Raw genomic sequence first — 22,400 nt, forward strand, 5'->3', positions numbered from 1 at the left:
CTGCGCTGCAACGCGAAAGGCACTTTTTTATGAGCAATACAGAGAAAATCACGGGGATGGGGGCCATCCCTCACGCGGGGGGCGTGGCCTTTCGCGTTTGGGCGCCGCATGCACGGCAAGTTGCGGTGGTCGGCTCTTTCAACGCATGGGACGGCACCAGCCATCCCATGCACGCCGAAGAGAACGGCTATTGGTATGCGGATGTGGCGCAGGCGAAAATTGGCGATGAATACAAGTTCCTGCTGACCACCGAGCAGGGCGCGCTGTCACGCATTGATCCCTATGCCCGAGAGGTCACCAGCTCGGTCGGCAACGCCATCGTGCATGACGCGCAGTTTGACTGGGAGGGGGATGACTTTCGCGTTGCGTCGTGGAACGAGCTGGTCATCTACGAACTGCACATCGGCACCTTCAACGATGAGCAAAAGCTCAACCTGCCGGCCCACTTTTCCTCGGTTTCAGCGCGCCTTGGGCATTTGAAAAAGCTCGGCGTCAATGCCATCCAGATCATGCCGGTGGGCGAGTTCGCGGGGGATCGCTCCTGGGGCTACAACCCCTCTCACATTTTCTCGGTGGAAATAGCCTACGGCGGCCCGACGGCCTTTAAACAGTTCGTTAAACGCGCCCACCAGGAGGGCATCGCGGTGATCCTCGACGTGGTGTACAACCACCTGGGCCCCAGCGATCTCGACCTCTGGCAATTCGACGGCTGGAGCGAGAACGGTCGCGGCGGCATCTATTTCTACAACGACGAGCGGGCGCACACGCCCTGGGGAGAAACCCGGCCCGACTACGGTCGCGGCGAAGTGCGACAATATCTGCGCGACAACGTCCTGATGTGGCTGGAAGAATACCACGTGGACGGCCTGCGTTTTGACTGCACCCAGTTCATCCGCACCGTCAATGGGACCGACCACGAGCTTCCCGAAGGCTGGAACCTGCTGCAATGGATCAACGACGAGGTGGCGCGGAAATTTCCCGGCCGCATCACCATCGCAGAGGATCTGATGAACAACCGCTGGCTCACCAAGGACGTCGGCGCCGGAGGTGCCGGCTTCGCCTCGCAGTGGGACGCCATGTTCGTCCACCCGATTCGTTTGGCGGTGGTCACTCCTGCCGATGAGCAGCGCTCTCTCGCTGCAATCCGCGATGCCCTCTGCTACCGCTACAACGATGACGCCTTCGACCGGGTCATCTACAGCGAATCCCACGACGAGGTGGCCAACGGCCTGCAGCGCGTTCCCCAGGAGATCAATCCCGACGATCCCAAGGGCTGGCATGCGCGCAAACGCTCAACCCTGGCTGCCGCCATGGTCTTTACCGCCCCCGGCATCCCCATGATCTTTCAGGGCCAGGAATTTCTCGAAGGCGGCTGGTTTCGCGACACGGTGCCCGTCGATTGGGACCAGTGCGAGGAATTCCGCGGCATCGTGCGGCTCTACCGCGACCTGATCCGGCTGCGGCTCAATCACAACGGCTTTACCCGCGGCCTGTGCGGCCAGTTCACCCAAGTCACGCATCTGCACGAAGAGCGCAAGGTCATCGCCTTTCACCGCTGGGACAAGGGCGGGCCGGGGGATGATGTGGTGGTGGTTGCCAACTTTTATCGCGAGGCGCAGGAAAACTACGTCATCGGCTTTCCGACGCAAGGCACCTGGACGCTGCGCTTCAACAGCGACTGGCAAGGCTACAACGACGATTTCCGCAATCATCCAAGCACCGACGTCGGTGCCGAACCGGGAGAGACAGACGGCCTGCCCTGCTACGCCAGGTTGTCCATCGGTCCCTATAGCGTGGTGATTTTTTCGCAATGATCGGCAGCGCGTGATTCTGGAGTGTGCTCATGAAGATTCTTCTCGTTTATCCTCACTACCCCGCGACCTTCTGGAGTTTTCGCTACGCCATGAAATTCATCGGGCGCAAGGCGAGCTTTCCGCCCCTGGGCCTTATGACGGTGGCGGCGATGCTGCCCGAAACCTGGGAAAAAAGGCTTGTCGACATGAACGTGCGCCCTCTCGACGACGCGGACCTGCAATGGGCCGATTACGTCTTCATCAGTGCCATGAGCATCCAGCGCCCCTCGGCCTGCGAAATCATTGAACGCTGCCACCGCCTGGGGGTGAAAACCGTCGCCGGCGGTCCCCTGTTCACCTCCTGCCATGGGGATTTCCCTGAGGTCGACCATCTGGTGCTGGGCGAAGGGGAAATCACCCTGCCCCTGTTTCTGGAGGATCTGCACCAGGGCACGCCCCGGCGTATCTACACCGCCGATGGCTGGGCAAAGCTCAGGCAGACACCTATTCCCCTCTGGGATCTGGTGAATATGCGCGACTACGCCGCCATGAATATTCAGTTCGGACGCGGTTGCCCCTTTGACTGTGAATTCTGCGACATTACCGCCCTGTTCGGGCGCAGACCGCGCAGCAAGAGTCCGACCCAGATCCTGGCCGAGTTGGAAAGCCTCTATGTACGCGGTTGGCGTGGCGCGGTTTTTTTCGTCGACGACAATTTTATCGGCGACAAACCCAGGCTCAAGCGTGAGGTCTTGCCTCCCCTCATCGACTGGATGGCGGCGAGAGATTATCCCTTCTATTTTTACACGGAAGCGTCTATCGATCTTGCCGATGATCCACAACTGATGGACCTGATGGTCCGGGCCGGCTTTGAAGAAGTGTTTATCGGGATCGAATCGCCCGATGAGGCGGGGCTTGCCGAAAGCGGAAAAACGCAGAACTGCAACCGTGATCTACTGGCGTCCGTCAAACGCATCCAGCACGCCGGACTTCAGGTGCATGGCGGCTTCATCGTCGGATTTGACAGCGATTCGCCGGACATTTTTGAAAGCCAGATCAAATTCATTCAGGAAAGCGGCATCGTCACCGCCATGGTCGGAGTGCTCTCAGCCATGCGCGGCACCAAACTCCACCAGCGCCTTGAGCACGAAGGTCGGCTGCTCAAAGACTCTTCCGGAGACAACACCGCGACCGACCTCAATTTTGTCCCGCGCATGCAGCCCGCAGCCCTCCTCGCCGGCTATCAGACAATCCTCGACACCATCTATGACCCCAAGCAGTACTATCAGCGGGTCATTAAGCTCTTTGGGGAATATCAGCCGCGCGCCCTCGGGAAGTTTCATCTGCAGCAGGGGCATCTGGGCGCACTGTTTAAGTCAATTCTGTTGCTGGGCATTATCGGCAAGGAGCGACTTCATTTCTGGAAACTCTTCTTCTGGTCGCTCTTCAGAAAACCGCGGCTGTTTCCGCTGGCTATCACTTATGCCGTGTACGGCTTCCATTTTCGCAAGGTTTCGGAGAGGATCAGGGAAAACAGTTCATTTTAACCTGAAACCGTGAGATCCGGGCTTAAGAGGAGCTTGAATCGGCAAAAAAACACCCCGCTTTCGGAGGAGGATGAAAGCGGGGCGACAACCCGGAGGGGGCCGGGTTTTTCATGGAAAAGGATCGTCGGAAATTTACGGGGCGCCGTTCAACGCCCAAACGGGGATCTCGCCGATCACCACGCCGAAGATCGGCACCACCAGCAGGTAGGTGGCCGCCACGGCGAGGAGGATGCTGAGAATGTTGAGACCGAAGCCGCTTTTCGCCATCTGTGGGATGGTCACGTAGCCCGAGCCGAACACGATGGCGTTGGGCGGGGTGGCCACCGGCAGCATGAAGGCACAACTTGCGGCGATGGCCGCGGGCACCAGCAGCAACAGGGGATTCTGCCCCAGGCCGATGGCAACCGCCGCGAGGATCGGCATGGACATAGCCGCCGTCGCCGTGTTGGAGGTCAGCTCGGTAAGGAAAATAATCAAGGCGGCGACGGCGATGACCAGAATGAGAACCGGCGCGTTTTCCAGCAAGGTCACCTGCAGGCCAATCCACTCGGCCAGTTGGGTCACCTTGAAACCTTCCGCCAGAGCCAGACCGCCACCAAACAGAATCAGCACGCCCCAGGGCATCTTGCTCGCCCAGTGCCAGTCCATGTCCATGACGAAGATGTTCTTTTTCATGTCGATGGGAATCAGGAACAGCACCAAGGCACCGATCATGGCGATGGTGGCATCGGTGATCATGCCGGGGTCAGGGAAGAGGAAGCCGAGTTGCTTGCGGAAAATCCAGGAGAGGGCGGTCAGAGCGAACACCAGGGCCGTCCAGCGCTCACCGGTGTTCATCTTGCCCATCATGCGCAGCTCTTCGTCGATAAGGTCACGACCGCCGGGGACCTTCTTGAGTTTCATGGGATTGGCGATCCGCGTCAGCCACAACCAGCACAAAGGCAGCATGATCAGCACCAGCGGCACGCCGACCATCATCCAGGTGGCGAAGGTGATCTCATAGCCGTGGGTTTTGCTCAGATAACCCGCCAATACCGTATTGGGCGGGGTACCGATGAGCGTCGCCATCCCGCCGATGGAGGCGGCATAGGCGATACCCAGCATCAGATTAAGACCGAAGGCGAACTGCTCGGGAGAGAAATCGATATGCTTGTCGAGGCCCTCCTTCTTCCCCTCGGTAACGACATGGGTGATGATCGCCAGACCGATGGGCATCATCATAACCGTGGTCGCGGTGTTGGAGACAAAGGCCGACAAAACGGCGGTCGCCGCCATAAAACCGAAGATCAGGCGCGGCGGCGAAAAGCCCACCACCTTGACGATATTCATGGCGATGCGCCGATGCAGGTTCCAGCGCTGCATGGCCAGGGCGATGATGAAGCCGCCCATGAATAGAAAAATCAGATGGCTCGCATAGGGGGCGGTGGCGCGCCCCGTAGCCATGACGCCCATCCAGGGGAACAGGGCGATGGGCAGAAGGCTGGTGGCGGGGATGGGAATCGACTCGCACATCCACCAGGTCGCCATGAGCAGAGCAATAGCTGCCATGCGCTGGGCCTCAGGCTCCATGCCGGCAGGCGTGGGCACAATCAGCATGAGCACGAACAGAACCGGGCCGAGAATCAAGCCGAGTTTCTGACGGCGGGTGTATTCGCGAGGCTCCCCCTCATCAACCCCGCCGGGACCTGACTTGAGACGTCGGACGTGCTCGGCGGGCGCCTCTTCCATTTCATCGGCCAGATCGATGTCGTGCTCATCTTTCTTGCTGTTGCTGAAATGCAGATGGTCACGACGGAAACGCTTGAGCATGGCCTTGGGACTGTAAAGAAACAAGGCCTTGGTTTCGTCGTGCATTTGCCAGAGGCGGTTCCAGACTGTTGCGATCATAGAGCTTCTCTCCTTCGCAAAAAATGATAAAGGCCAAACACTGAATATGATGACCTCGCAAGACGACTTCTCATTTTTAGCAATGGGGGTGCCAAGCCTTACAGATCTTGGGCGAAAAATCCCCGCAAAACCTTCAACATTCTGCTTTTAAACAGAAAAACTTTTTTCTTCAGAACAGTGTTTTTAGAATATCGTTATAATAATGTGTATTCGCTATCCCGAACCGCCTCAAAAGACTGGCTGATTTTGGCCAGGGAAATATGAGTAGCATCCCCGTTATCGTCCACATAGGTTCCCCTGCGACGAAGAAAAGCCCCTGGCTAAATTTGGCCACAAAAAAACGACGGATCGAAATCCGTCGTTTTTAACACGCACAAGTAAGATGAAGGTCACTTTTCAACCTGCACCGCAGGCTGCGTCGCAATTGGCCATCGCGACGCAAAGTGCAAAATAAGTTCTACGGGAAAGCCCCTGATCACGTCAGGGGCGCCCGTCACTCATCGCCGGACAGATCATACTTTTCCAGCTTGTAACGCAGGGTGCCGCGCGGGACATTCAACAGCCGCGAGGTCTTGGCCACATTGCCGCCGGTAATCTGCAAAGCCTTGGCGATCAGCTCCTTTTCCACCTCGTTGACCATCTCCTCCAGCAAAATCCCCTCGGGAGGAATCTCAAAGGAGAAAGGCGCGTCACGGCGGGGAGCATCACCCCAGATTTCTCCCGGCAGCATCTCCGGAGTTATGATCTCGCTATTGTGCATGATGCAGATCCGCTCGACGACGTTGCGCAACTCGCGCACGTTGCCCGGCCAGTGGTAGCGCATTAAAAGATCCAGGGCCGGACGCGAGACGTCGCGCATTTTCTTGTTGAACTCACGACTGAAACGTTTGAGGAAAAAATCCAGAAGATGCGCGATATCCTCGCGGCGGTCACGTAATGGCGGCACATGGATGGGGAAAACATTGAGGCGATAGAAGAGGTCCTCGCGGAAGACCTTTTCCTCGATTGCCTGCTTGAGGTCACGATTGGTCGCGGCGATCACGCGCACGTCGATATCAAGATTGCGCACCCCGCCAAGGCGCCGGATTTTGCGATCCTCGAGCACACGCAGCAGCTTGACTTGCAGATTGAGGTCCATCTCGCCGATCTCGTCGAGAAACACCGTGCCGCCGTTGGATTCTTCAATAAGGCCGATCTTGCGCGTCTTGGCGTCGGTAAAAGCGCCCCGCTCATGACCGAACAATTCGGTTTCCAACAGGTTGAAGGGCAAGGAACCACAGTTGATTTCCACAAAAGGGCGATCCTTGCGCGGCGAAAGATTGTGGATGGCGCGCGCCACCAGTTCTTTGCCCGTGCCGCTTTCGCCGGTAATGAGCACCGTGGCGTTTTCGTGTTTGGCCACTTCCTGAAGCTGCCGAAATACCTGCAGCAACTGCGGACTCGAGCCGATCATCTCGTTGGAAGCAAGCTGTCCGCCGCCTTCACGCTTGAGGTGGCGCACCTCGCGCCGCAGGTTCTGGGTTTCCAGGGCCAGACGCACGATGAGGTGAATGGCATCGGCCTTGAAGGGTTTCTTGATATAGTCGTAAGCACCAAGTTTGAGGGCCTCGACGGCACTTTCCACGGTGCCGTAGCCGGTGATGATGATCACCAGGACCTCGGGATCAACTTCCCTGAGTTCGCGCAGCACATCAAGCCCGCTGCGGGCGCCGAGATTGAGATCGAGCAGCACCAGATCTATTTCCTCTTCGCCGACCAGACGCACCGCTTCCTCGCTGCTGCCGGTGGAAAAGGGCCGAAATCCATCCTCGGCCAGAATTCGCTCCAGATTCTCGCGAATGAATGCCTCGTCGTCGACAATCAGGATTTTTTCCATGCTTTCCTGCCCGCCTTCCTGAAACCTGAATCCGCGAAATCCGAACGGACCCAGGTGAAAATTACCACTCGCAAACGAACGGCTACCAGATATTAGGCGAATTATCCCATTATGGCAACGACAAAAATGGTGAATTTTCGCCACACTGCAGATAATAAATGTGCTTTAGGGTATTTAGAAGACCTAGCAGGACGGGCGGGATTGCTCAGCCCCTATTCAAAGGAAACCACAAAATAAACTCCGCCCCCTGCCCGGGTTGACTCTTCACCTCGATGCGACCACCGTGATCGGAAACGATATTGTGGGTGATGGAGAGCCCCAGGCCGGTGCCCTCGCCTTTGCTGGTATAGAAGGGCTCAAAGATAAGGGGCAGACGCTCTTCGGCAATTCCCTCGCCGCTGTCCTTGATCACCACCCGCACCTGATCGGCGCAGACCTCGGCGGCCACACTGAGGTGTCCGCCCTCGGGCATGGCGGCAATGGCGTTGGTCAGCAGGTTGAGAAAGGCCTGCTTGATTTTGGCCGGATCCAGAGGAAAAGGCGGAATGTTCTCGGCGATGGACTGGTCGAGCTGAATATTCGAACGTTCACACTGTTTTTCAACCAGAAACAGAATGTCGCGCAGAACCGGCGCCAACGGACTCGGCTTCAGGGTCGAATGGGCGGTGGTGGCAAAGGTCAACAGCTCATTGACCAGGCCTTCAAGGCGTTCCATTTCCTGCAGAGCGCGCTGAATCAGGCTCCGGTCAGCGGGATTGCTCAGCAACCGGTCATGCAGATCATCGAGCATGATGCTGATGCCGGTCAGAGGGTTGCGGATTTCATGGGCGATACCCGCAGAGAGCCGCCCCAGGGATGCCAAGCGCTCCATGCGCTCAAGATGCTCGCGCATGTTGACCCGCTCGGTCAGGTCCTCAACCGTCAGGATGCGCCCCTTGGTCTCGGCCTGCGCCAATAGCGGCACCAGTGCCAGGCGCACCGTCATGACCCGCCCCTGGCGTTCAAGCTTGACGTAGCGCGCCCAGCGCTCGCTGGGGTTCAACGGCAAGGCCTCGCGCAAAGGCTCCAAAAGCTCAGGCCATTGCGCCAGACAATCGAGAAGGTCGACGGAGCCGCTCATTTTCCCCAAAACCAGAATTTTGCGCACGGCTCCGTTGAGGGACGTCACGCGACTGTCCTCGTCAAGAGTCAGGATCCCCGTTTCGATGTTTTCCAGCACCGTTCGCTTAAAATTGCGCTCGCGCATGATTTCCGTGCGTGAACGCCGCAGCGCCGCCAACGAATCGACGAGACGGCGGCGACGGTTTTCGAGTTCCCGAGCCATGGCATTAAAGGATTCGGTCAACTCGCCCACTTCGTCCTGTCGGCTCACCGTCACCACACCCGCCAGCTTGCCGCGAGCCATCTGCCGCGTGCCTTCGGTAAGGCGCAGCAAGGGCCCGGTAATGCCCTGCGTCAGCCACCAGGCGACGGCGAACACCACGGCCATGGTCAGGGTAACCAGCAACCATGAGCGGTGCATGAAGCGCGTGACCTCGGCACGGATGAAGGCCGAGGTTTCCAGCGCCGCCTGATGAAACTGGCGCAGTTCGGCGCCGATGGTGATTCCGCCAAAAACTCCGCTGTCCCGGTAAACGCCGCGATCATAGGGAATGGGGGCATACGCCATGATCTTCTGGGACCCGCCGACGTTGGTAACATCGACCACACCGAGATCGCTTCGCAAAACCGCCTGTGCCGCCACCGGGTAGTTGGGATGAATGAAGCCTGCGTAAAAGAGATTGTAGGGGATGCGTCCCGCCTCGATCTCTTCGGAAGAGGAATCGACCCGGTAAGGTGGCACGAGCCGTCCCTGGGCATCGAGTCCGCGCAGGTTCCAAAACTTGGGATGGGTGATGATCCATCCTTCATCGTCAAACATGAAAGCATAGTTGCCGCTGTCATAGGACGGGAAAAGAACGTAGTTTTCTGCGGTGGGGGTGATGTGCTGGGTAAACGCCATGAGGTGACGGTGATCAAGGGAAAGAACCAGCACCGCCTGCAAGGCTCCGTCTTGGTCGTGCAGTGGCTTGGCAAAACGCACCACCCCTTCGTACTTGGCTCCCTCTACCGCCTCTTCCGGGGTTGCCGCATCACCCAACTGCTCCTGCTTGCCGACATGCCAACCGGTCAAATGTGTGACGTGAATTTCACCGGGCGGCAATTCCCGCGCCCGCAGAAAATAATCTTCGGTTAAATAGGTCGTATTGCGTGGGTCGGACAGATCGCGTAAATCCGTGCGCGGCACCCCGTTTTCGATGCGCAGACGCTCCCGGCCATCGGCCCCCACCAGCGTCACCTCGCGATACAGAGGAACGTTTTCACGAACTTCGACGGGTTCGGCGTTGGTTCCAGCGCGATACCAGACGGGTCGGCGGTGGTGTTGCTGAAACCGCAGATAATTTTCGGGGCGCGGGGGAATCAGCGCGAGGTCGTACAGGTCTTGCTCGATTCTGCGCAGAAACAGGGCAACGTCCTCGGCCACCATTTGCGCGCGCAATTCGAGCGCCTTGGCCGCCTGCTGGTCAAGAGCGCGGGTGGCGCTGTCACGCAGATAGACCTCGACCTCACGCAAGTTGCCGGTGGAATAGGACGCCAGAAAGGCCAGAGGAACAAAAGCCAGGACAAGAAAGGCGAAAAGGACCTTCTGATGGAGATTGATGCGCGGCATTCGTCGATTATAGCCGCAACCGGCGGAAAAATAGAAGGGGGCGATGCAAAACCCCGGACGGGCGCGGACGCGCCCACCGGGGCAATGAGCTATTTACGGCGACTGACAACGTAGTCGGCCAGATCGAACAGGGCCTGACGGGCTTCGCTGGCGGGAAAGTCGCTCAAACGCGCCTTGGCCTGCGCGACCAGTTCCATGGCGCGCCGACGGGTGTGGTCGATTCCGCCGAAGCGCTCAATGAGGTCACAGACGAATTCCAGGGACTCGGGCGTCAGTTCATCCTGCTCGATGATTTCCTCAACCCGCGTGCGCTCTTCGGCACTACACTGGCGCAGGGCATGGATCAGCGGCAAGGTCATTTTGCCCTCTTCCAGATCGTGCCCACGGGCCTTGCCGAACTCGGCCTCCTCCGCGACATAATCCAGGGCGTCGTCCATAAACTGAAAGGCAATGCCCAGATCCATGCCGAAATCCGCCAGAACCTTGCGCCGCTTGGCATCGACCTCGCCGAGAATGCCGCCGACCTCGCAGGCCGCTGAAATCAGCACCGCCGTTTTGCTGCGCACCACATCGAGGTAGCGCGCTTCATCCATGCTCAGATCGCAGGTGCCGATGAGCTGCATGATTTCGCCTTCGGACATGCGCGTGGTCGCATCGGAAAGCACCTGAAGGATATCGAGGTTGCCGCCGCGCACCATAATGGAAAAGGATTTGGCTAAAAGAAAATCGCCCACCAGCACCGAAGCCTGATTGCCCCACAGAGTATTGGCCGAGGCATTGCCGCGGCGCAGTACGGCGTCATCAACCACATCGTCGTGCAGCAGGGTCGCGGTATGCAGAAATTCAACCACCGCGCCCAGGCCGATGTGCTGATCTCCCTGGTAATCGCAGAGTCGCGCGCAGAGCAGGAGCAGCATGGGACGCATGCGCTTGCCGCCGCTGGCGATGACATACTCGCCCATCTTACGGACGAGATAGACATCAGAGTCGAGAAATTCCTTAAACTGGCCTTCGACCTTCACCAGGTCGGCAGAGAGAAGCTTCAGAGCATTTTCCATGGCAGGGGCAATCTTCCTCAATCGGTAAAAGTGCTGCTATCCTAATGAATTATCCGGACTGATGTCAAAACATTTTTCCTCTTGCGCCAAAGGCAGCAGCACACGGAACTGCGCGCCGCCGTTCGCGCGCCGAGCGGCACTCACGCGACCTCCATGCTCGTCCACCAGCTTGCGGCACACGGCCAGCCCCAGACCTGTTCCCTGACCACGCTCCTTGGTCGAGTAAAAGGGTTCAAAGACCTTCTCCAGGTCGGCTTCGGCGATGCCCGGCCCGCTGTCGGCCACCAGAATTTCCGCGCAGCCATCCACCCGGCGAATCTCTAAACAGATCTCGCCGTGGCCGTTCAGGGCCTGGCCGGCATTGAGCAGCAGATTGATCAGAACCTGCCTGAGTTTATCTGAATCGCCCGCGACGATCACCGGCGCGGGCGCAAAAGAGGTGACCCAGCGGATGTCCCGAAACAGTTTCTGCACCTGCAGGGAGCGGAGAATGTCGGCCGCCAGGGTGTTCAAGTCGAGAGGTTCGCAATGGGTCGGCTGCTGGCGGGCAAACCCCAGAAGGCCGCCGGTGATGCGGCGACAACGCTGACATTCGCGAATAATGGTTTCCACATCCTCGCGGCGCGCATCCCCGTCGGGAAACTCATCCCGCAGCAATTCGGCGTAGCCGAGGATAATGCCGACGGGATTGTCGATCTCATGGGATACGCCGGCTGCCAACTGCCCGATGGCGGCCAGCTTTTCAGCGCGCACCAGACTGTCCTGCATCTGCCGCAGATCTTGATTGGCCGCGGCAAGAGCGGTATTTTTTTCGAGGAGCTCGCCATGCTTGGCCGCCAGACTGGATGCCATGTCGTTAAACGCGCGCGCCAGGGCCCCGATTTCATCGCGGCCTCGCAGATGCAGATGTTGCGGGGTTTCGCCGCGGGCCAAGGCACGCGCCCCGGATGTCAACTGGCGTACGGGACGGCTGACCCAGCGCGCCATCAGAGCGGCGAGGACCAGCGAGGTCAGCGCGGCAATCAGAGCGATGCGCAAATAATCGGCGCGCGTCGCCGCTTGCAACTCTCTGATGCCCGCCGACGAGATCAGATAGCGGACAGATAAAACGTGTTCACCCGTCGGCCCGAAGGCGGGATGAATCAGGTCGAGAAAATGCTCGCCGCCAAGCTGCCGCCTTTCCAGCGATGTTTGCGGCTGCTGCACGCGCAGGGACCCAGGATCGGCTTCGAGCAGATCACCCACCGCGACCACGGCAGCCTCGCCCAACAGGGGCGAGGCATAGAGCAGGCGCCCGCTCGGAGCGTACAGGGAAAACTGCATCAGATCCTGATTAAAACTCAGCAACTCACGGAGTTCTCGCGGCGGCGGCTGTTGGGACGGAGGGAAGGTTCCGCGAAAAAACCTCAGCAGTTCGGGGGTCGCCAGGCGCGCAAAAGCCAGGCTCTGGGTATGAAGATGTTCTTCCCACTGACGCGCCTGGCTGCGTTCGAGAAACCCGAGGGTTGCCGCCAGCACCAGCACTTGCAGGGCCGCGGTGAGGAAAAAGAGTTTTTTACCGATAGTGGAAATCACATCATCTCCGTAGGCGCCAAGGGCCTGTGGTCGCGGGTGCGATTCGTGCTAAGATTAAAGAGGATTTGAAAAGTTCCAAGCGAAGGAAGCGTTGAGAGAAATCTTCAACAACGGAAAGGAACGGCCGATGAAACGCCCTGCCTTTGACAGCCGCATCCCCCTTGTCATCGTCATCATCGGCGCCCTCTCGGTGTTTCTCACCCTTGGCGGACTCAACCTCTCCATGCGCCAGTTGCCACAGTCCGCAAACCCCGCTCCGAGCGCGCCCCGCGAGGTGTTTCCTCAGGAGGAACGCGCGGCGGCAGGTCTGACCTGGGAACTGGCCTTGAGCATCGAAGAGAATCAGCTCCGGGCGCACCTGACGGACCACCAAGGTCGGCCCGTGACCGGCGGCCAAGGCCTGCTTACCCTGGCGGAAGGATCGCGGCAGCTGCGCGAACTGCCGTTGCGCGAAACAGCCCCGGGGCTTTACGTTGCCGCTTTGCCCACCGACCTGGCCGAACAGGTGCAGGCCCGGATCCGCATCGAACAGGCGCAAAATCACATCGCCCGCTCGATGCTCATTATGTTCTGAGCAGAAGGGGTTTAAGGGGTCAGAGGCGAAGAGGCATTGGGCGCGGCAGGCCGTTCGGGGATAAAACGAACTTCCTCGGCGTCCCAGCGATAACCACCGGCATCCCAGATCTTTTCGAGGATGTCCCAATCCATGTGCACACCCCTCATTTCATCATAGGTATCCGAGGCTTCCAGCATTTCTCCATCGTCGATCACGCCGTCGCCGTCGAGGTCGGCCCAGATGATCGGGGCGACCTTGAGAACCTTGTCGCCGTTGGTCGGCACCGACAGGCTGCGGCCCGTCGGACTGACCACAATCTCTCCGCTGAAGCGGGCCTGGCTGCCGACGTCCGCCGTCGCGTCGACCTTGAGCCGATATACCACGCGCGGCCGCTCCTCGCCCGGCTTGATGATCCAGCGTGCCACCCCCGCTTCGTTATCCAGGCTCGAAGGAGGCGGACTGGCTTCAACCATCTTCCAGCCTCGGGGAAAATGCTCGCGCAGAATGAAACCCTTGGCCGTGGTATCGGCCATCAAGCGAATCCGGACCGGAATGACCGTCTCCGGCGCGGCATAATTGGGCAGCAGGCGTTGCGCGGAAAATCGGTCCAAGGCTAGTTCGTCTTGGCGCCCCCAGAAAAACACGGTCACCGCGACCGCGACAAAGGCAAAAAACACCAAGGCAACAATCCGGCGCAGTAAAGGAGATCCCTTCTCTCCCGCAGGCTCTTCAGGCACGACATCCGCACCCTGATCCGGCGCTGTCGGGGCTGTGCCCTTTTCCAAAATATCACCAACGGGGATTTCCAACGCCTCGGCAAGACGCAGGGCATTCTCGCGCTTGATGCTTGGATAGCGGTTATTCTCCCAGCGCGACACCGTATCGGTCGTCACGCCGACGACCTTGGCGACATAGAGCTGGGTCAAGCGTTTTTCTTCGCGAATGCGGCGGATCGCATCGCTGTCAAGGTTGACCATGGGTGGCAAAGGCTGCTTCATAATCCCCTCGAAACGAAAAAATCACACGACTTTAGCAGATTTTCACCTCAGGCGTAAACATCAAACAAAAACACTGCGATGGCGCGCTACGCCAAGTCCGCCTCGCCCCCTGCAGGGAACGCAGAAACAGATGCGCACCGCGGGGCGGAAAGGGGGGGGTCGCGAACCGGTGGACAATAACACAGCGCAGGGATGGAGGGCGTCAGGAGGAAGACGGAGCAGGGGAACCTGGCTTGGCCTCAAATGGGCAGATGTCTTTCAGCGCGAACCCGGAGCGCAGAAGTTCGGTAAATTCATCAACACCGATGGGTCGACCGAAGTAGAACCCCTGCAGCTCGTCGCACTGGCGCGCAAAGAGAAAGTCGAGCTGCTGGCGGGTTTCGACGCCCTCGGCGATGACCTTGATATTGAGGCTGTGGGCCACGGCAATCACCGCGTCGACAATCGCCGCGTTATCCGCGTCGGTGGTGACATCCTTCACAAAAGACTGGGCGATCTTCAGGCGATCGAAGGGAAAGTGCTTGAGGTAGCTCAGGGAAGAATAGCCGGTGCCGAAATCGTCGATGGCCAGGTTGATGCCTCGCACCTTGACGTCGGTCAGGGTCATGATGGTGATGTCGGCATTTTCCATGATAGTGCTTTCGGTCAGTTCCAGCTCCAGCCGGGCAGGGTCGAAGCAGGTCGACTCCAGTACGTGATCAAGCTGGTCGATAAAGCACGGATGGTTGAACTGACGGCCGGAGATGTTGACGGCCAGACGCAGGGGCGCAAAACCCTGCGCCGTCCAGGCATTGGCCTGCTTGCAGGCGGTGGTGATGACCCATTGGCCGATGTTCAGGATCAGGCCCGTGTCCTCGGCCACACCGATGAACTTATCCGGGGTGAGAACCCCCAGTTCCGGATGGTTCCAGCGCACCAGCGCCTCCATACCGACCATACGCCCGGTGCGAAGATCAAGCTGGGGCTGGTAGAGAAGGAACAGCTCGTCGCGCTCCAGCGCCTTGCGCAAACAGGTTTCAACTTTAACCCGCTCCTGTACCCGCGCGTTGAGATCCTGAGAGAAAAACCTGTAGGTATTTTTCCCTTGCTCCTTGGCTTGGTACATGGCGATATCGGCGTTGCGCAACAGATTGCCCGAATCCTCACCGTCCTCGGGATAGATGGAAATGCCGATACTGGTGGTGGTGATCACCTCTTGATCGCCGAGCATCACCGGCGTGGCCAATCCGTGAAGAACTTTCTGCGCCACATCGGCGGCGCCGCCCTCCTGATCGAGTTCGGCCAGAAGAATGACGAACTCGTCTCCGCCCAGGCGCGCCACCGTATCGGTCTGGCGCACACTGGCAATCAGACGCTGCCCGACAATCTTCAGCAGCTCATCGCCGCTGGCATGGCCGAGGGTATCGTTAATGGATTTGAAACGATCGAGATCCAGAAACATGACGGCGACTTCATGACCACCGCGACGCGCCCGCGAAAGCGCACCGTCGAGGCGATCATGAAGCAACGTGCGGTTGGGCAGCCCGGTAAGGCGATCGTAATAAGCGAGTTGCTGAATTTCCTGATCGGTGCGGCGACGATCGATGGCGACGGCCAGAATATTCGCCACCGACTGCAGAAAGAGCAGATCCTCAGGCGCGAATGAGCGCAACTGCCGGGTATAAACACCGAGTACGCCGAACGGCCGGTGATGCCCCGGGATGGCGATGCAGGCGGCGGACACCGCTTGCTCCGGCACAGGCCGGCAAAACTCAAGCGGTTGCCCTTGGGCCAAGTCGCCTGAAACCACCGGCCGGGTCGCCTCAAGCAGGGCTTGCCCCTCCAGGGTCCAATTCAGACAATCCGAAGGTCCACGATCCTCGCCTGAGTGGGGCGTCCAGCCCGAAGCGGCGCGCATCACCAGACGGCGCTCCGCGGGATCAAGTTCCAGCACCCGGCTCCAATCGCCGCCCAAAACCTGAGAAATTTCTATGACCACCTTGGCCATGAGATCATCGAGTTCCATCCCGGCCAGGGCGTCACGTCCCAACTCGGCGACCATGGCCTGCTGGGCAACGCGGTGTTGAATCTCCTGCTGGGAGTGCGAATGCGCCTGCAGATTCTGCAAGCAGGCGCGCAGAGTGATACGGCTGCGACCGGACTGGGCGCAATCAAAAGGAACGAAGTAAAGATTGCGGTGAAATTCACGGCCGAAGATCACCTGCTCGTGAGTGGACAACAGATCGAGCAGCGCGCCGCTGTCGAAAAAGCGCAAATCGTACTGGCAAAGGGTAACGCAGCCCTGCTCACGCACCAGGGCCTGCACCTGGCGCTTGTAGGCGAGGCGGTCCGGAGGATCCTCAAGAAACTCGATGGACAAGAGCTGCTCGCTGGTCATTCGCAGACCGGAAAAGCCTTGGCGGCGCGCAAGCTGGAGTTGTTCAAGCAAAAAGCGGCGGTAGATGTCGACCAGGGGCTCCGCCAGAGGTGAAGGTGGAAATTGTGCCGGGACAATGCAAATCTGCTCGGCGCGAGGGCATAGTCCTTCGGGAAGGTCGAGCGTTTTAAAGTAATCCTGAATGGCGGCAACGGAGCGCCGCGCCGTCAGATAAAGAATCTTCTCTCCCTGCTCCAAGCCGTCCCGGGCAAACTCGCGAATGACCTGCCGGTGATCTTCATCGGAATCGAAGAAAAATCCGACATTCTGGCCCCGCGCAATGCTTAAGACCTGGCGCCTTTTCGTCGCCGCCGGAGAGCCGCCGCCCCCTGAAGAATCGGCACGGATGGATTCGGGGAAAGACATGAACGACCTCAACAACATAAAATTCTTAAATCCTGTCAGTTAACTTACACGCCCTGCTCCATGCGCTTGCGCAGCGCGGCCACACACCAGGTGATCAGAACCGCCAGAATCAGCAGCCCAAGGGACACCAGAACCTGGCTGAGCAAAAGTGGACGCAGCAGCAGAACCGTACCAAGCAGGAGCATCATGGTTCCCGAAAGAAGCTTGAGAACCCGTCCCTGCCACTCGCTGAGCTTGGACGCGCCTAAGGTCCAGGTAAAGACCACAAGAATGACCAATAAAGGGACAACATAAACTAGGTTGTACACGGAAAGGAACAGATAATATTGCCAGGTGGGCAATTCATGCAAGGTCAATACCCGCGTGTAAACCATGGGGAATCCCGCAGTGCACAAAAGCTCATACATGTTGGCCGCAGCCGCCAGGACAATGGTGGCGCCGATCATCGAGCCTAAGCTCGACGCCTTGAGCAGTCCGCGCATTCGCTGAAACAGTCGCGGTTTGGCCGACTCGGGAATGGAAAGACTGAAGCCCTGCTTGAAATAGAAAAAGTCCTTGATGTTGATCCCGCCCATGATCAGGGCAAGGGCTCCCGCCGCCAGGGTCAGACCGCGTATCTGTCCGAAGGAAAGAAACAGGTTGAGCCAGGCCGCCATGAACAGAAAATAAAACAGGCCGGAAAAAAAGATGAATATGCCGCCCACCAGCAGCATGCGGCCCCGCGAGCGCAGATGAACCAGTAGGCTCAACAGAAAGAGCAGCACGAAAAACGCGCAGGGGTTAAAGCTGTCCAGCAGACCGATGACCAGGGTGAAGACCGGCAGGCTCAGGGTGCGCCCATCCACCCGCCCCACCCAGGGAATAAAGACGCTGGTGTCCTCGCTTTGCGTCTCCAAGGCCGGCGGGGGTGACCGTGGCTGTAGCCGACCCGCCGCCGCCAAAGCCAAGGTGTCGGGACAACCGGTGAGAAGACATTCTTCAACCGCCGCCTCAATCTGCCGCCCGCGCTCGCGACCGAAGCCGAACCAGGCGCGATCGCCGAGAAAGATGGAGGGAGTGGTGACGGACACCTCATAAATATCGGCAAGGCGTATCAACTCTTCGAAATGGCGGCGATTGGTCCAAATATCGCGGACATCAATCACCAGCGCGGGCCTATCCACGGCAAGTTCTTTGAGAAATTCTTCGGCTTGGCGGCAGTGGGGGCAATTCGCGGCCGAATACACCAGGAGCACGACCTGCCGTGAACCCGCCGCCCCGGTTTTTTCCACGGGAGCCGCCACCCCCTGCCAAGGCGACCCCGCCAGTATCAGTAAAAGCCACAACGGAAACCCGCGCATAGCCCTCCCCAATCGGTATCAAGGCGCATGTTCCCATTGATTCTATCAGCCCTGCCCTGCAGCGCAGCAAAATTGAATCGATTTTTCGCCCTCTTGCAATTTGTGCCGCCGAGAGTCGCGCGTGATCCTCGGCGGCGTTGCTTCGTCAGCCACCCTTTGCCTCGGCGGGCGGGATGAAGTATCATTGCCCTATCATGATCAAAGCCATCTTCTGGGATAACGACGGCGTTCTCGTCGACACCGAACCTCTCTACTTCCAGGCCACCCGTGAAGTCCTCGCCGAGACGGGCGTGGCGCTGAGCCGCGAAGCCTTCATTCGCATTTCCCTGCAGCAAGGGCGCAGCGCCTTCGATCTGGCCCGTGACCAAGGGGCCACCCCCAGGGAACTTGAGGACATGCGCCGCCAGCGCAATGAGCGTTACAGCGCATTGCTCGCCCACGCCCCCCCGGCCCTGCCCTGGGTCAAAGAGACCCTGCACGCCCTGCACGGCCGCTGCCGCATGGCCATCGTGACCAGCAGCCTGCGCGAGCATTTCGACATCATCCACCGCAACACCGGCATTCTCGGGTATTTCGACTTCATCCTCACCCGCGAGGACTATCAACACACCAAACCCCATCCCGAACCCTACCTGACCGCTCTGAAACGCAGCGGCATCGCTCCCGCGCACTGCCTGGTCGTCGAAGACACCCAACGCGGCCTGCAATCCTCCGTGGATGCCGGCCTGGCTTGCGCCGTCATTCCCAACGGGCTGACCGGCGACAGCGATTTTTCGCGCGCATGCCATGTGCTGGGGGATATCCGTGAGGTCATCGGCCTACTGGGTTGAGGTCCGCCCCAAGAAAGACTTCGGCACGTTTCCTGCTATTCAATGGTTGCTGATTCGAGTCCATGTCAAACCCGGGAGATGATTTCATGGCCGTCAACCCCATTGCCAACCTGCGTGAAATGCTTGCCGCCCAAGCGACCGGCGCCGACACCGATACCGCAAAAAAAACGCGCGTGTTTGAGCAGTTGCTCGACAGCTCCCTGGCCCAGGGCCAGCCCTTGAGCGGCGATCAGGCCCGCCATCTGGCGGCGCTGGTGAAGCTCGAAATGATGGCTGGCCTCATCGCCTGGGACGATAACGGAAAACGCGACACTGCGTCCTTTTTTGCATCGCTGCCGCCGGTTCCGCCGGCCAATCCCGCCGTCGCCCGTCAAAAGTTCAGCCTGATGTCGGAAAACCGACCCGTTGCAACGGCCGCGCCGCGCTTGACCCATAGCACGGAATCCAAACCCGCATCGACCATCGAGCAGTTGGTCGACAAAGCGGCGCAACGCTACCAGGTCGCTCCCGAACTGATCAAAGCCGTCATCAAAGCCGAAAGCAGCTTCAACCCGCGCGCCCAATCGCCCGCTGGTGCCCAGGGCTTGATGCAACTCATGCCCGCCACCGCTCGAGAACTCGGGGTCGAGGATTCTTTCGATCCGGAGCAGAACATCATGGGTGGCACACGTTATCTGCGCGACCTGCTCAAACGCTACGACGGCAACCTCGATCAGGCCCTGGCCGCCTACAACTGGGGCATGGGCAATCTGGCCCGCAGCGACGGCCGCTTACCCGAGGAAACGCGCAATTACCAGATCCGCGTCAAGCAGTACCTGACGGAATTCAGCGGCAAACGCAGCGCCTAAGCGTTCTCTTCAGTTCCGGGCTCAAGTCATGTTCCTGGTTTTTTTTTTGCCGGCAGAGTTGCTAAGGGCCGGATGTTTAGATCTCCCCCACTCAAAGTTGGTTTTTTTAAAAAAACCCTTGACACCTTCCGAGCTTTGTCCTACTTTCTAAGCAGAAACAAATAAGAAAAACCTAACACCAAAAGACATACCCTCACAGCTCCAGAAAGACCTTTTGCCCCGTGTTACCTCCCTGACACGGGGCACTTTTTTGCTTGACAAAAGATTTAAGAAACTTCATATTAAAAAAAACAAAGACATTTTTCACCGCCTGGTTTCAACGAAATCAGCCGGTTTTGCCCCGTGTATCTCCTCCCTGGCACGGGGCATTTTTTTGTCTGCCGCTCTGCCCTTCATCGAAATTCACGATAAACTAAAACTTGAATCCGACCAGGAAGGAGTATTGCATGCAAGCAGACCACCCCCAGGATCTCGTCACCCGCCTCAGCCAAATCGACCAGTCACGCCTGCCCGCCGACGGCGGTCCCGAGTTCAACCGGCTCATTTTCGAAAAAAGTCCCTACCTGCTGCAACACGCGGAAAATCCCCTCGATTGGTATCCTTGGGGTGATGAGGCCTTCGAACGCGCGCGGCGGGAAAACAAGCCGGTGTTTCTCTCCATCGGCTATTCAACCTGCCACTGGTGCCATGTCATGGCCCATGAGTCCTTTGAGGATCGACAGGTCGCGGACGCTCTCAACCCCCATTTCATATGCATCAAGGTCGACCGCGAGGAACGCCCGGATATCGACAACACCTACATGACGGTCTGCCAGATGCTCACCGGCAGCGGCGGCTGGCCCCTGACCCTGCTGCTCACCCCGGAACGCCAGCCCTTCTTCGCCGCTACCTACCTGCCGAAAGACTCCCGCGGCGGCATGATGGGCCTGCTTGATCTGGCGCGCAAGGTGACCGAACTCTGGCAGACGGAGCGCAGCCGCATCGATCAGACCGGCGCGCAGATTCGCGAATCTCTGCTGCGCCTCGAACAAACAGCTGCAAAGAGCGCCACCCTCGACGCCCAGAGCTTGCGCGCCGCGCGTGATCATTTCCTGCAATCCTTCGATCGCCACCATGCCGGTTTCGGCAGCGCACCAAAATTTCCCACACCGCACAACCTCTCGCTGCTGCTGCGCATTGGCCAGCGCTTTGCGGATCAGCAGGCGCAGGTCATGGCCTTGCAAACCTTGCAGCAGATGCGCCTGGGTGGCCTCTTCGACCAGATCGGCTTCGGCCTGCACCGCTACTCCGTCGACGCGCGCTGGCTGGTGCCGCATTTCGAAAAGATGCTCTACGATCAAGCGCTTGCCACCCTTGCCTACCTCGACGCCTGGCAAGCCACCGGCGAGAACTTCTACGGGCAGGTCGCCCAGGAAATCCTCGACTACCTGGTGCGCGACCTCAAGCACCCCGAAGGTGCTTTTTGTTGCGGCGAGGATGCGGATTCGGAAGGGGAAGAAGGCACCTTCTACGTGTGGACGCCGGAACAGATCCGATCGGTGCTCGGCAAGGAGCAGGGCGATATTCTATGCCACATCTACGGCGTCACCGAATCGGGCAACTTTGAAGGCAAAAACATCCTGCACCTGGAGCGCGATGTCGCGGAACTGGCGAAAGAGACCGCAACGCCCCCTGAGCAGCTGGGCGCCCTGCTCGGCGAGGCGCGCCATAAATTGCTCGCCGCCCGCGCCCGACGCATTCGCCCCCACCGCGACGACAAAATACTCACGGGCTGGAACGGCCTGGCCATCGCCGCTCTCGCCCGCGCCGCAGCGCTGCTCGACCAACCGGCGCTCATCACCCATGCCGCCAAGGCCGCCGATTTCATTCTCGAGCAACTGCGCACTGCAGAAGGTCGGCTGCTACGCCGTTACCGCGCCGGCGACGCCGCCATCCCCGCCTTTCTCGAAGACTACAGCTTCTTTATCTTCGGCCTCACCGAACTGCACCAGGCAGGCTTCGACAACCGCTACCTGGCCACGGCTTTGGATCTGAGCCGCGGCATGTTGCACCTGTTCAGCGATGCCCAGGGCGATCTCTACGACACCGGTGACGATGCCGAAACCATCATCACCCGCGGCCGCAGCCGCCACGATGGAGCGGTCCCCGCCGGCAGCTCCCTGGCCGTCCTCAATCTGCTGCGCCTCGGACGCCTGTCAGGCGATGCACAGCTTGAACAACGCGGAGAAGATCTGCTCGCCCGGCTGCTGCCTGCTGCCATCCAGAACCCCCAGGCCTTCAGCCAATTGCTCATCGCTCTTGATTACGCCCTCGGCCCGCGCGAAGAGGTGGTCATCGCCCTGCCCGATGCCGACGCCCGCCCGACGGAAATGCTCAAGGTTTTGCGCCAGAAACTGCGCCCGCGCACCCTGGTTCTGCTGCGCCGCCCCGACGATGCGGTTCTCGAACACCTCGCCGCCCCGGTCCGCGACAAGCAGGTCGTCGATGGCCGGATCACCGCCTGGCTGTGCCGCGATCAGAGCTGCCAGGCGCCGGTGACCTCGGCGGAGGAACTGGAGAAAATGCTGGCGGGGTGATAGCGCACTCAGACCTTTTGGCCG

14 protein-coding genes are annotated in these 22,400 nt (G+C 59.3%); 6 read left to right on the forward strand and 8 right to left on the reverse strand.

Annotated elements, in window-relative coordinates:
- The first annotated feature begins 29 nt into the window (after positions 1-29).
- Together GFER_RS08000 and GFER_RS08005 are read left to right on the forward strand one after the other, a co-directional pair.
- Entirely contained in the window at positions 30-1,814 is a 1,785-nt protein-coding gene (locus GFER_RS08000) for an alpha-amylase family glycosyl hydrolase (RefSeq protein ID WP_052446179.1), read from the forward strand.
- A 29-nt stretch (positions 1,815-1,843) separates the two neighbouring features.
- Positions 1,844-3,340: a B12-binding domain-containing radical SAM protein gene (locus GFER_RS08005; protein ID WP_040098194.1), complete on the forward strand. Its 1,497-nt coding sequence runs from the start codon at positions 1,844-1,846 to the stop codon at positions 3,338-3,340.
- Between the two features lie 132 nt (positions 3,341-3,472).
- Here GFER_RS08005 and GFER_RS08010 read toward each other — a convergent pair whose 3' ends face one another.
- The 5 genes from GFER_RS08010 to GFER_RS17635 all read right to left on the reverse strand — a co-directional run bounded on the left by GFER_RS08010 (position 3,473) and on the right by GFER_RS17635 (position 12,446).
- Entirely contained in the window at positions 3,473-5,227 is a 1,755-nt protein-coding gene (locus GFER_RS08010; protein WP_040098196.1) for an SLC13 family permease, read from the reverse strand.
- Positions 5,228-5,720: 493 nt separating this feature from the next.
- A complete protein-coding gene (locus GFER_RS08015) occupies positions 5,721-7,103 on the reverse strand; it encodes a sigma-54-dependent transcriptional regulator (protein ID WP_040098198.1) in 1,383 nt (460 codons plus the stop codon).
- A gap of 205 nt (positions 7,104-7,308) precedes the next feature.
- Positions 7,309-9,813, reverse strand: coding sequence for a PAS domain-containing sensor histidine kinase (locus tag GFER_RS08020; protein WP_040098200.1), 2,505 nt, complete (start codon positions 9,811-9,813; stop codon positions 7,309-7,311).
- Between the two features lie 89 nt (positions 9,814-9,902).
- A complete protein-coding gene (locus tag GFER_RS08025) occupies positions 9,903-10,871 on the reverse strand; it encodes a polyprenyl synthetase family protein (protein WP_040098202.1) in 969 nt (322 codons plus the stop codon).
- A gap of 36 nt (positions 10,872-10,907) precedes the next feature.
- Positions 10,908-12,446, reverse strand: a complete 1,539-nt coding sequence (locus tag GFER_RS17635) for a sensor histidine kinase (RefSeq protein ID WP_052446180.1) — start codon at positions 12,444-12,446, stop codon at positions 10,908-10,910.
- Between the two features lie 127 nt (positions 12,447-12,573).
- Between GFER_RS17635 and GFER_RS08035 the strand changes: the two genes are divergently transcribed.
- Positions 12,574-13,020 carry a FixH family protein gene (locus tag GFER_RS08035; protein ID WP_040098204.1) on the forward strand — a complete coding sequence of 149 codons (447 nt, stop codon included), beginning with the start codon at positions 12,574-12,576 and terminating at the stop codon, positions 13,018-13,020.
- An 11-nt stretch (positions 13,021-13,031) separates the two neighbouring features.
- Here GFER_RS08035 and GFER_RS08040 read toward each other — a convergent pair whose 3' ends face one another.
- From GFER_RS08040 to GFER_RS08050, 3 genes are all read right to left on the reverse strand, one after another.
- Positions 13,032-14,000 (reverse strand): helix-turn-helix transcriptional regulator, encoded by a 969-nt coding sequence (locus GFER_RS08040; RefSeq protein ID WP_052446182.1) that lies wholly within the window; start codon positions 13,998-14,000, stop codon positions 13,032-13,034.
- A 202-nt stretch (positions 14,001-14,202) separates the two neighbouring features.
- Positions 14,203-16,782, reverse strand: coding sequence for an EAL domain-containing protein (locus tag GFER_RS17640; protein ID WP_052446185.1), 2,580 nt, complete (start codon positions 16,780-16,782; stop codon positions 14,203-14,205).
- Positions 16,783-16,826: 44 nt separating this feature from the next.
- Entirely contained in the window at positions 16,827-18,122 is a 1,296-nt protein-coding gene (locus GFER_RS08050) for a glutaredoxin family protein (RefSeq protein WP_040098206.1), read from the reverse strand.
- Between the two features lie 194 nt (positions 18,123-18,316).
- Between GFER_RS08050 and GFER_RS08055 the strand changes: the two genes are divergently transcribed.
- The 3 genes from GFER_RS08055 (at position 18,317) to GFER_RS08065 (ending at position 22,376) form a co-directional block, all read left to right on the forward strand.
- Positions 18,317-18,952, forward strand: a complete 636-nt coding sequence (locus tag GFER_RS08055) for an HAD family hydrolase (RefSeq protein ID WP_040098208.1) — start codon at positions 18,317-18,319, stop codon at positions 18,950-18,952.
- An 86-nt stretch (positions 18,953-19,038) separates the two neighbouring features.
- Positions 19,039-19,800: a lytic transglycosylase domain-containing protein gene (locus GFER_RS08060; protein WP_040098210.1), complete on the forward strand. Its 762-nt coding sequence runs from the start codon at positions 19,039-19,041 to the stop codon at positions 19,798-19,800.
- Between the two features lie 446 nt (positions 19,801-20,246).
- Positions 20,247-22,376, forward strand: a complete 2,130-nt coding sequence (locus tag GFER_RS08065) for a thioredoxin domain-containing protein (RefSeq protein WP_040098212.1) — start codon at positions 20,247-20,249, stop codon at positions 22,374-22,376.
- The last annotated feature ends 24 nt before the right edge of the window (positions 22,377-22,400 follow it).

Origin of the sequence: Geoalkalibacter ferrihydriticus DSM 17813, assembly GCF_000820505.1 — a bacterium.
Taxonomy (GTDB): domain Bacteria; phylum Desulfobacterota; class Desulfuromonadia; order Desulfuromonadales; family Geoalkalibacteraceae; genus Geoalkalibacter; species Geoalkalibacter ferrihydriticus.

Excerpts from the sequence above, each read along its gene's own strand:
- GFER_RS08060 (WP_040098210.1), top strand. The coding sequence starts at position 19,039 with ATGGCCGTCAACCCCATTGCCAACCTGCGTGAAATGCTTGCCGCCCAA.
- GFER_RS08020 (WP_040098200.1), bottom strand. The coding sequence starts at position 9,813 with ATGCCGCGCATCAATCTCCATCAGAAGGTCCTTTTCGCCTTTCTTGTC.
- GFER_RS08040 (WP_052446182.1), bottom strand. The coding sequence starts at position 14,000 with ATGAAGCAGCCTTTGCCACCCATGGTCAACCTTGACAGCGATGCGATC.
- GFER_RS08055 (WP_040098208.1), top strand. The coding sequence starts at position 18,317 with ATGATCAAAGCCATCTTCTGGGATAACGACGGCGTTCTCGTCGACACC.
- GFER_RS08015 (WP_040098198.1), bottom strand. The coding sequence starts at position 7,103 with ATGGAAAAAATCCTGATTGTCGACGACGAGGCATTCATTCGCGAGAAT.
- GFER_RS08005 (WP_040098194.1), top strand. The coding sequence starts at position 1,844 with ATGAAGATTCTTCTCGTTTATCCTCACTACCCCGCGACCTTCTGGAGT.
- GFER_RS08065 (WP_040098212.1), top strand. The coding sequence starts at position 20,247 with ATGCAAGCAGACCACCCCCAGGATCTCGTCACCCGCCTCAGCCAAATC.
- GFER_RS17640 (WP_052446185.1), bottom strand. The coding sequence starts at position 16,782 with ATGTCTTTCCCCGAATCCATCCGTGCCGATTCTTCAGGGGGCGGCGGC.
- GFER_RS08050 (WP_040098206.1), bottom strand. The coding sequence starts at position 18,122 with ATGCGCGGGTTTCCGTTGTGGCTTTTACTGATACTGGCGGGGTCGCCT.
- GFER_RS08035 (WP_040098204.1), top strand. The coding sequence starts at position 12,574 with ATGAAACGCCCTGCCTTTGACAGCCGCATCCCCCTTGTCATCGTCATC.
- GFER_RS08010 (WP_040098196.1), bottom strand. The coding sequence starts at position 5,227 with ATGATCGCAACAGTCTGGAACCGCCTCTGGCAAATGCACGACGAAACC.
- GFER_RS08025 (WP_040098202.1), bottom strand. The coding sequence starts at position 10,871 with ATGGAAAATGCTCTGAAGCTTCTCTCTGCCGACCTGGTGAAGGTCGAA.
- GFER_RS08000 (WP_052446179.1), top strand. The coding sequence starts at position 30 with ATGAGCAATACAGAGAAAATCACGGGGATGGGGGCCATCCCTCACGCG.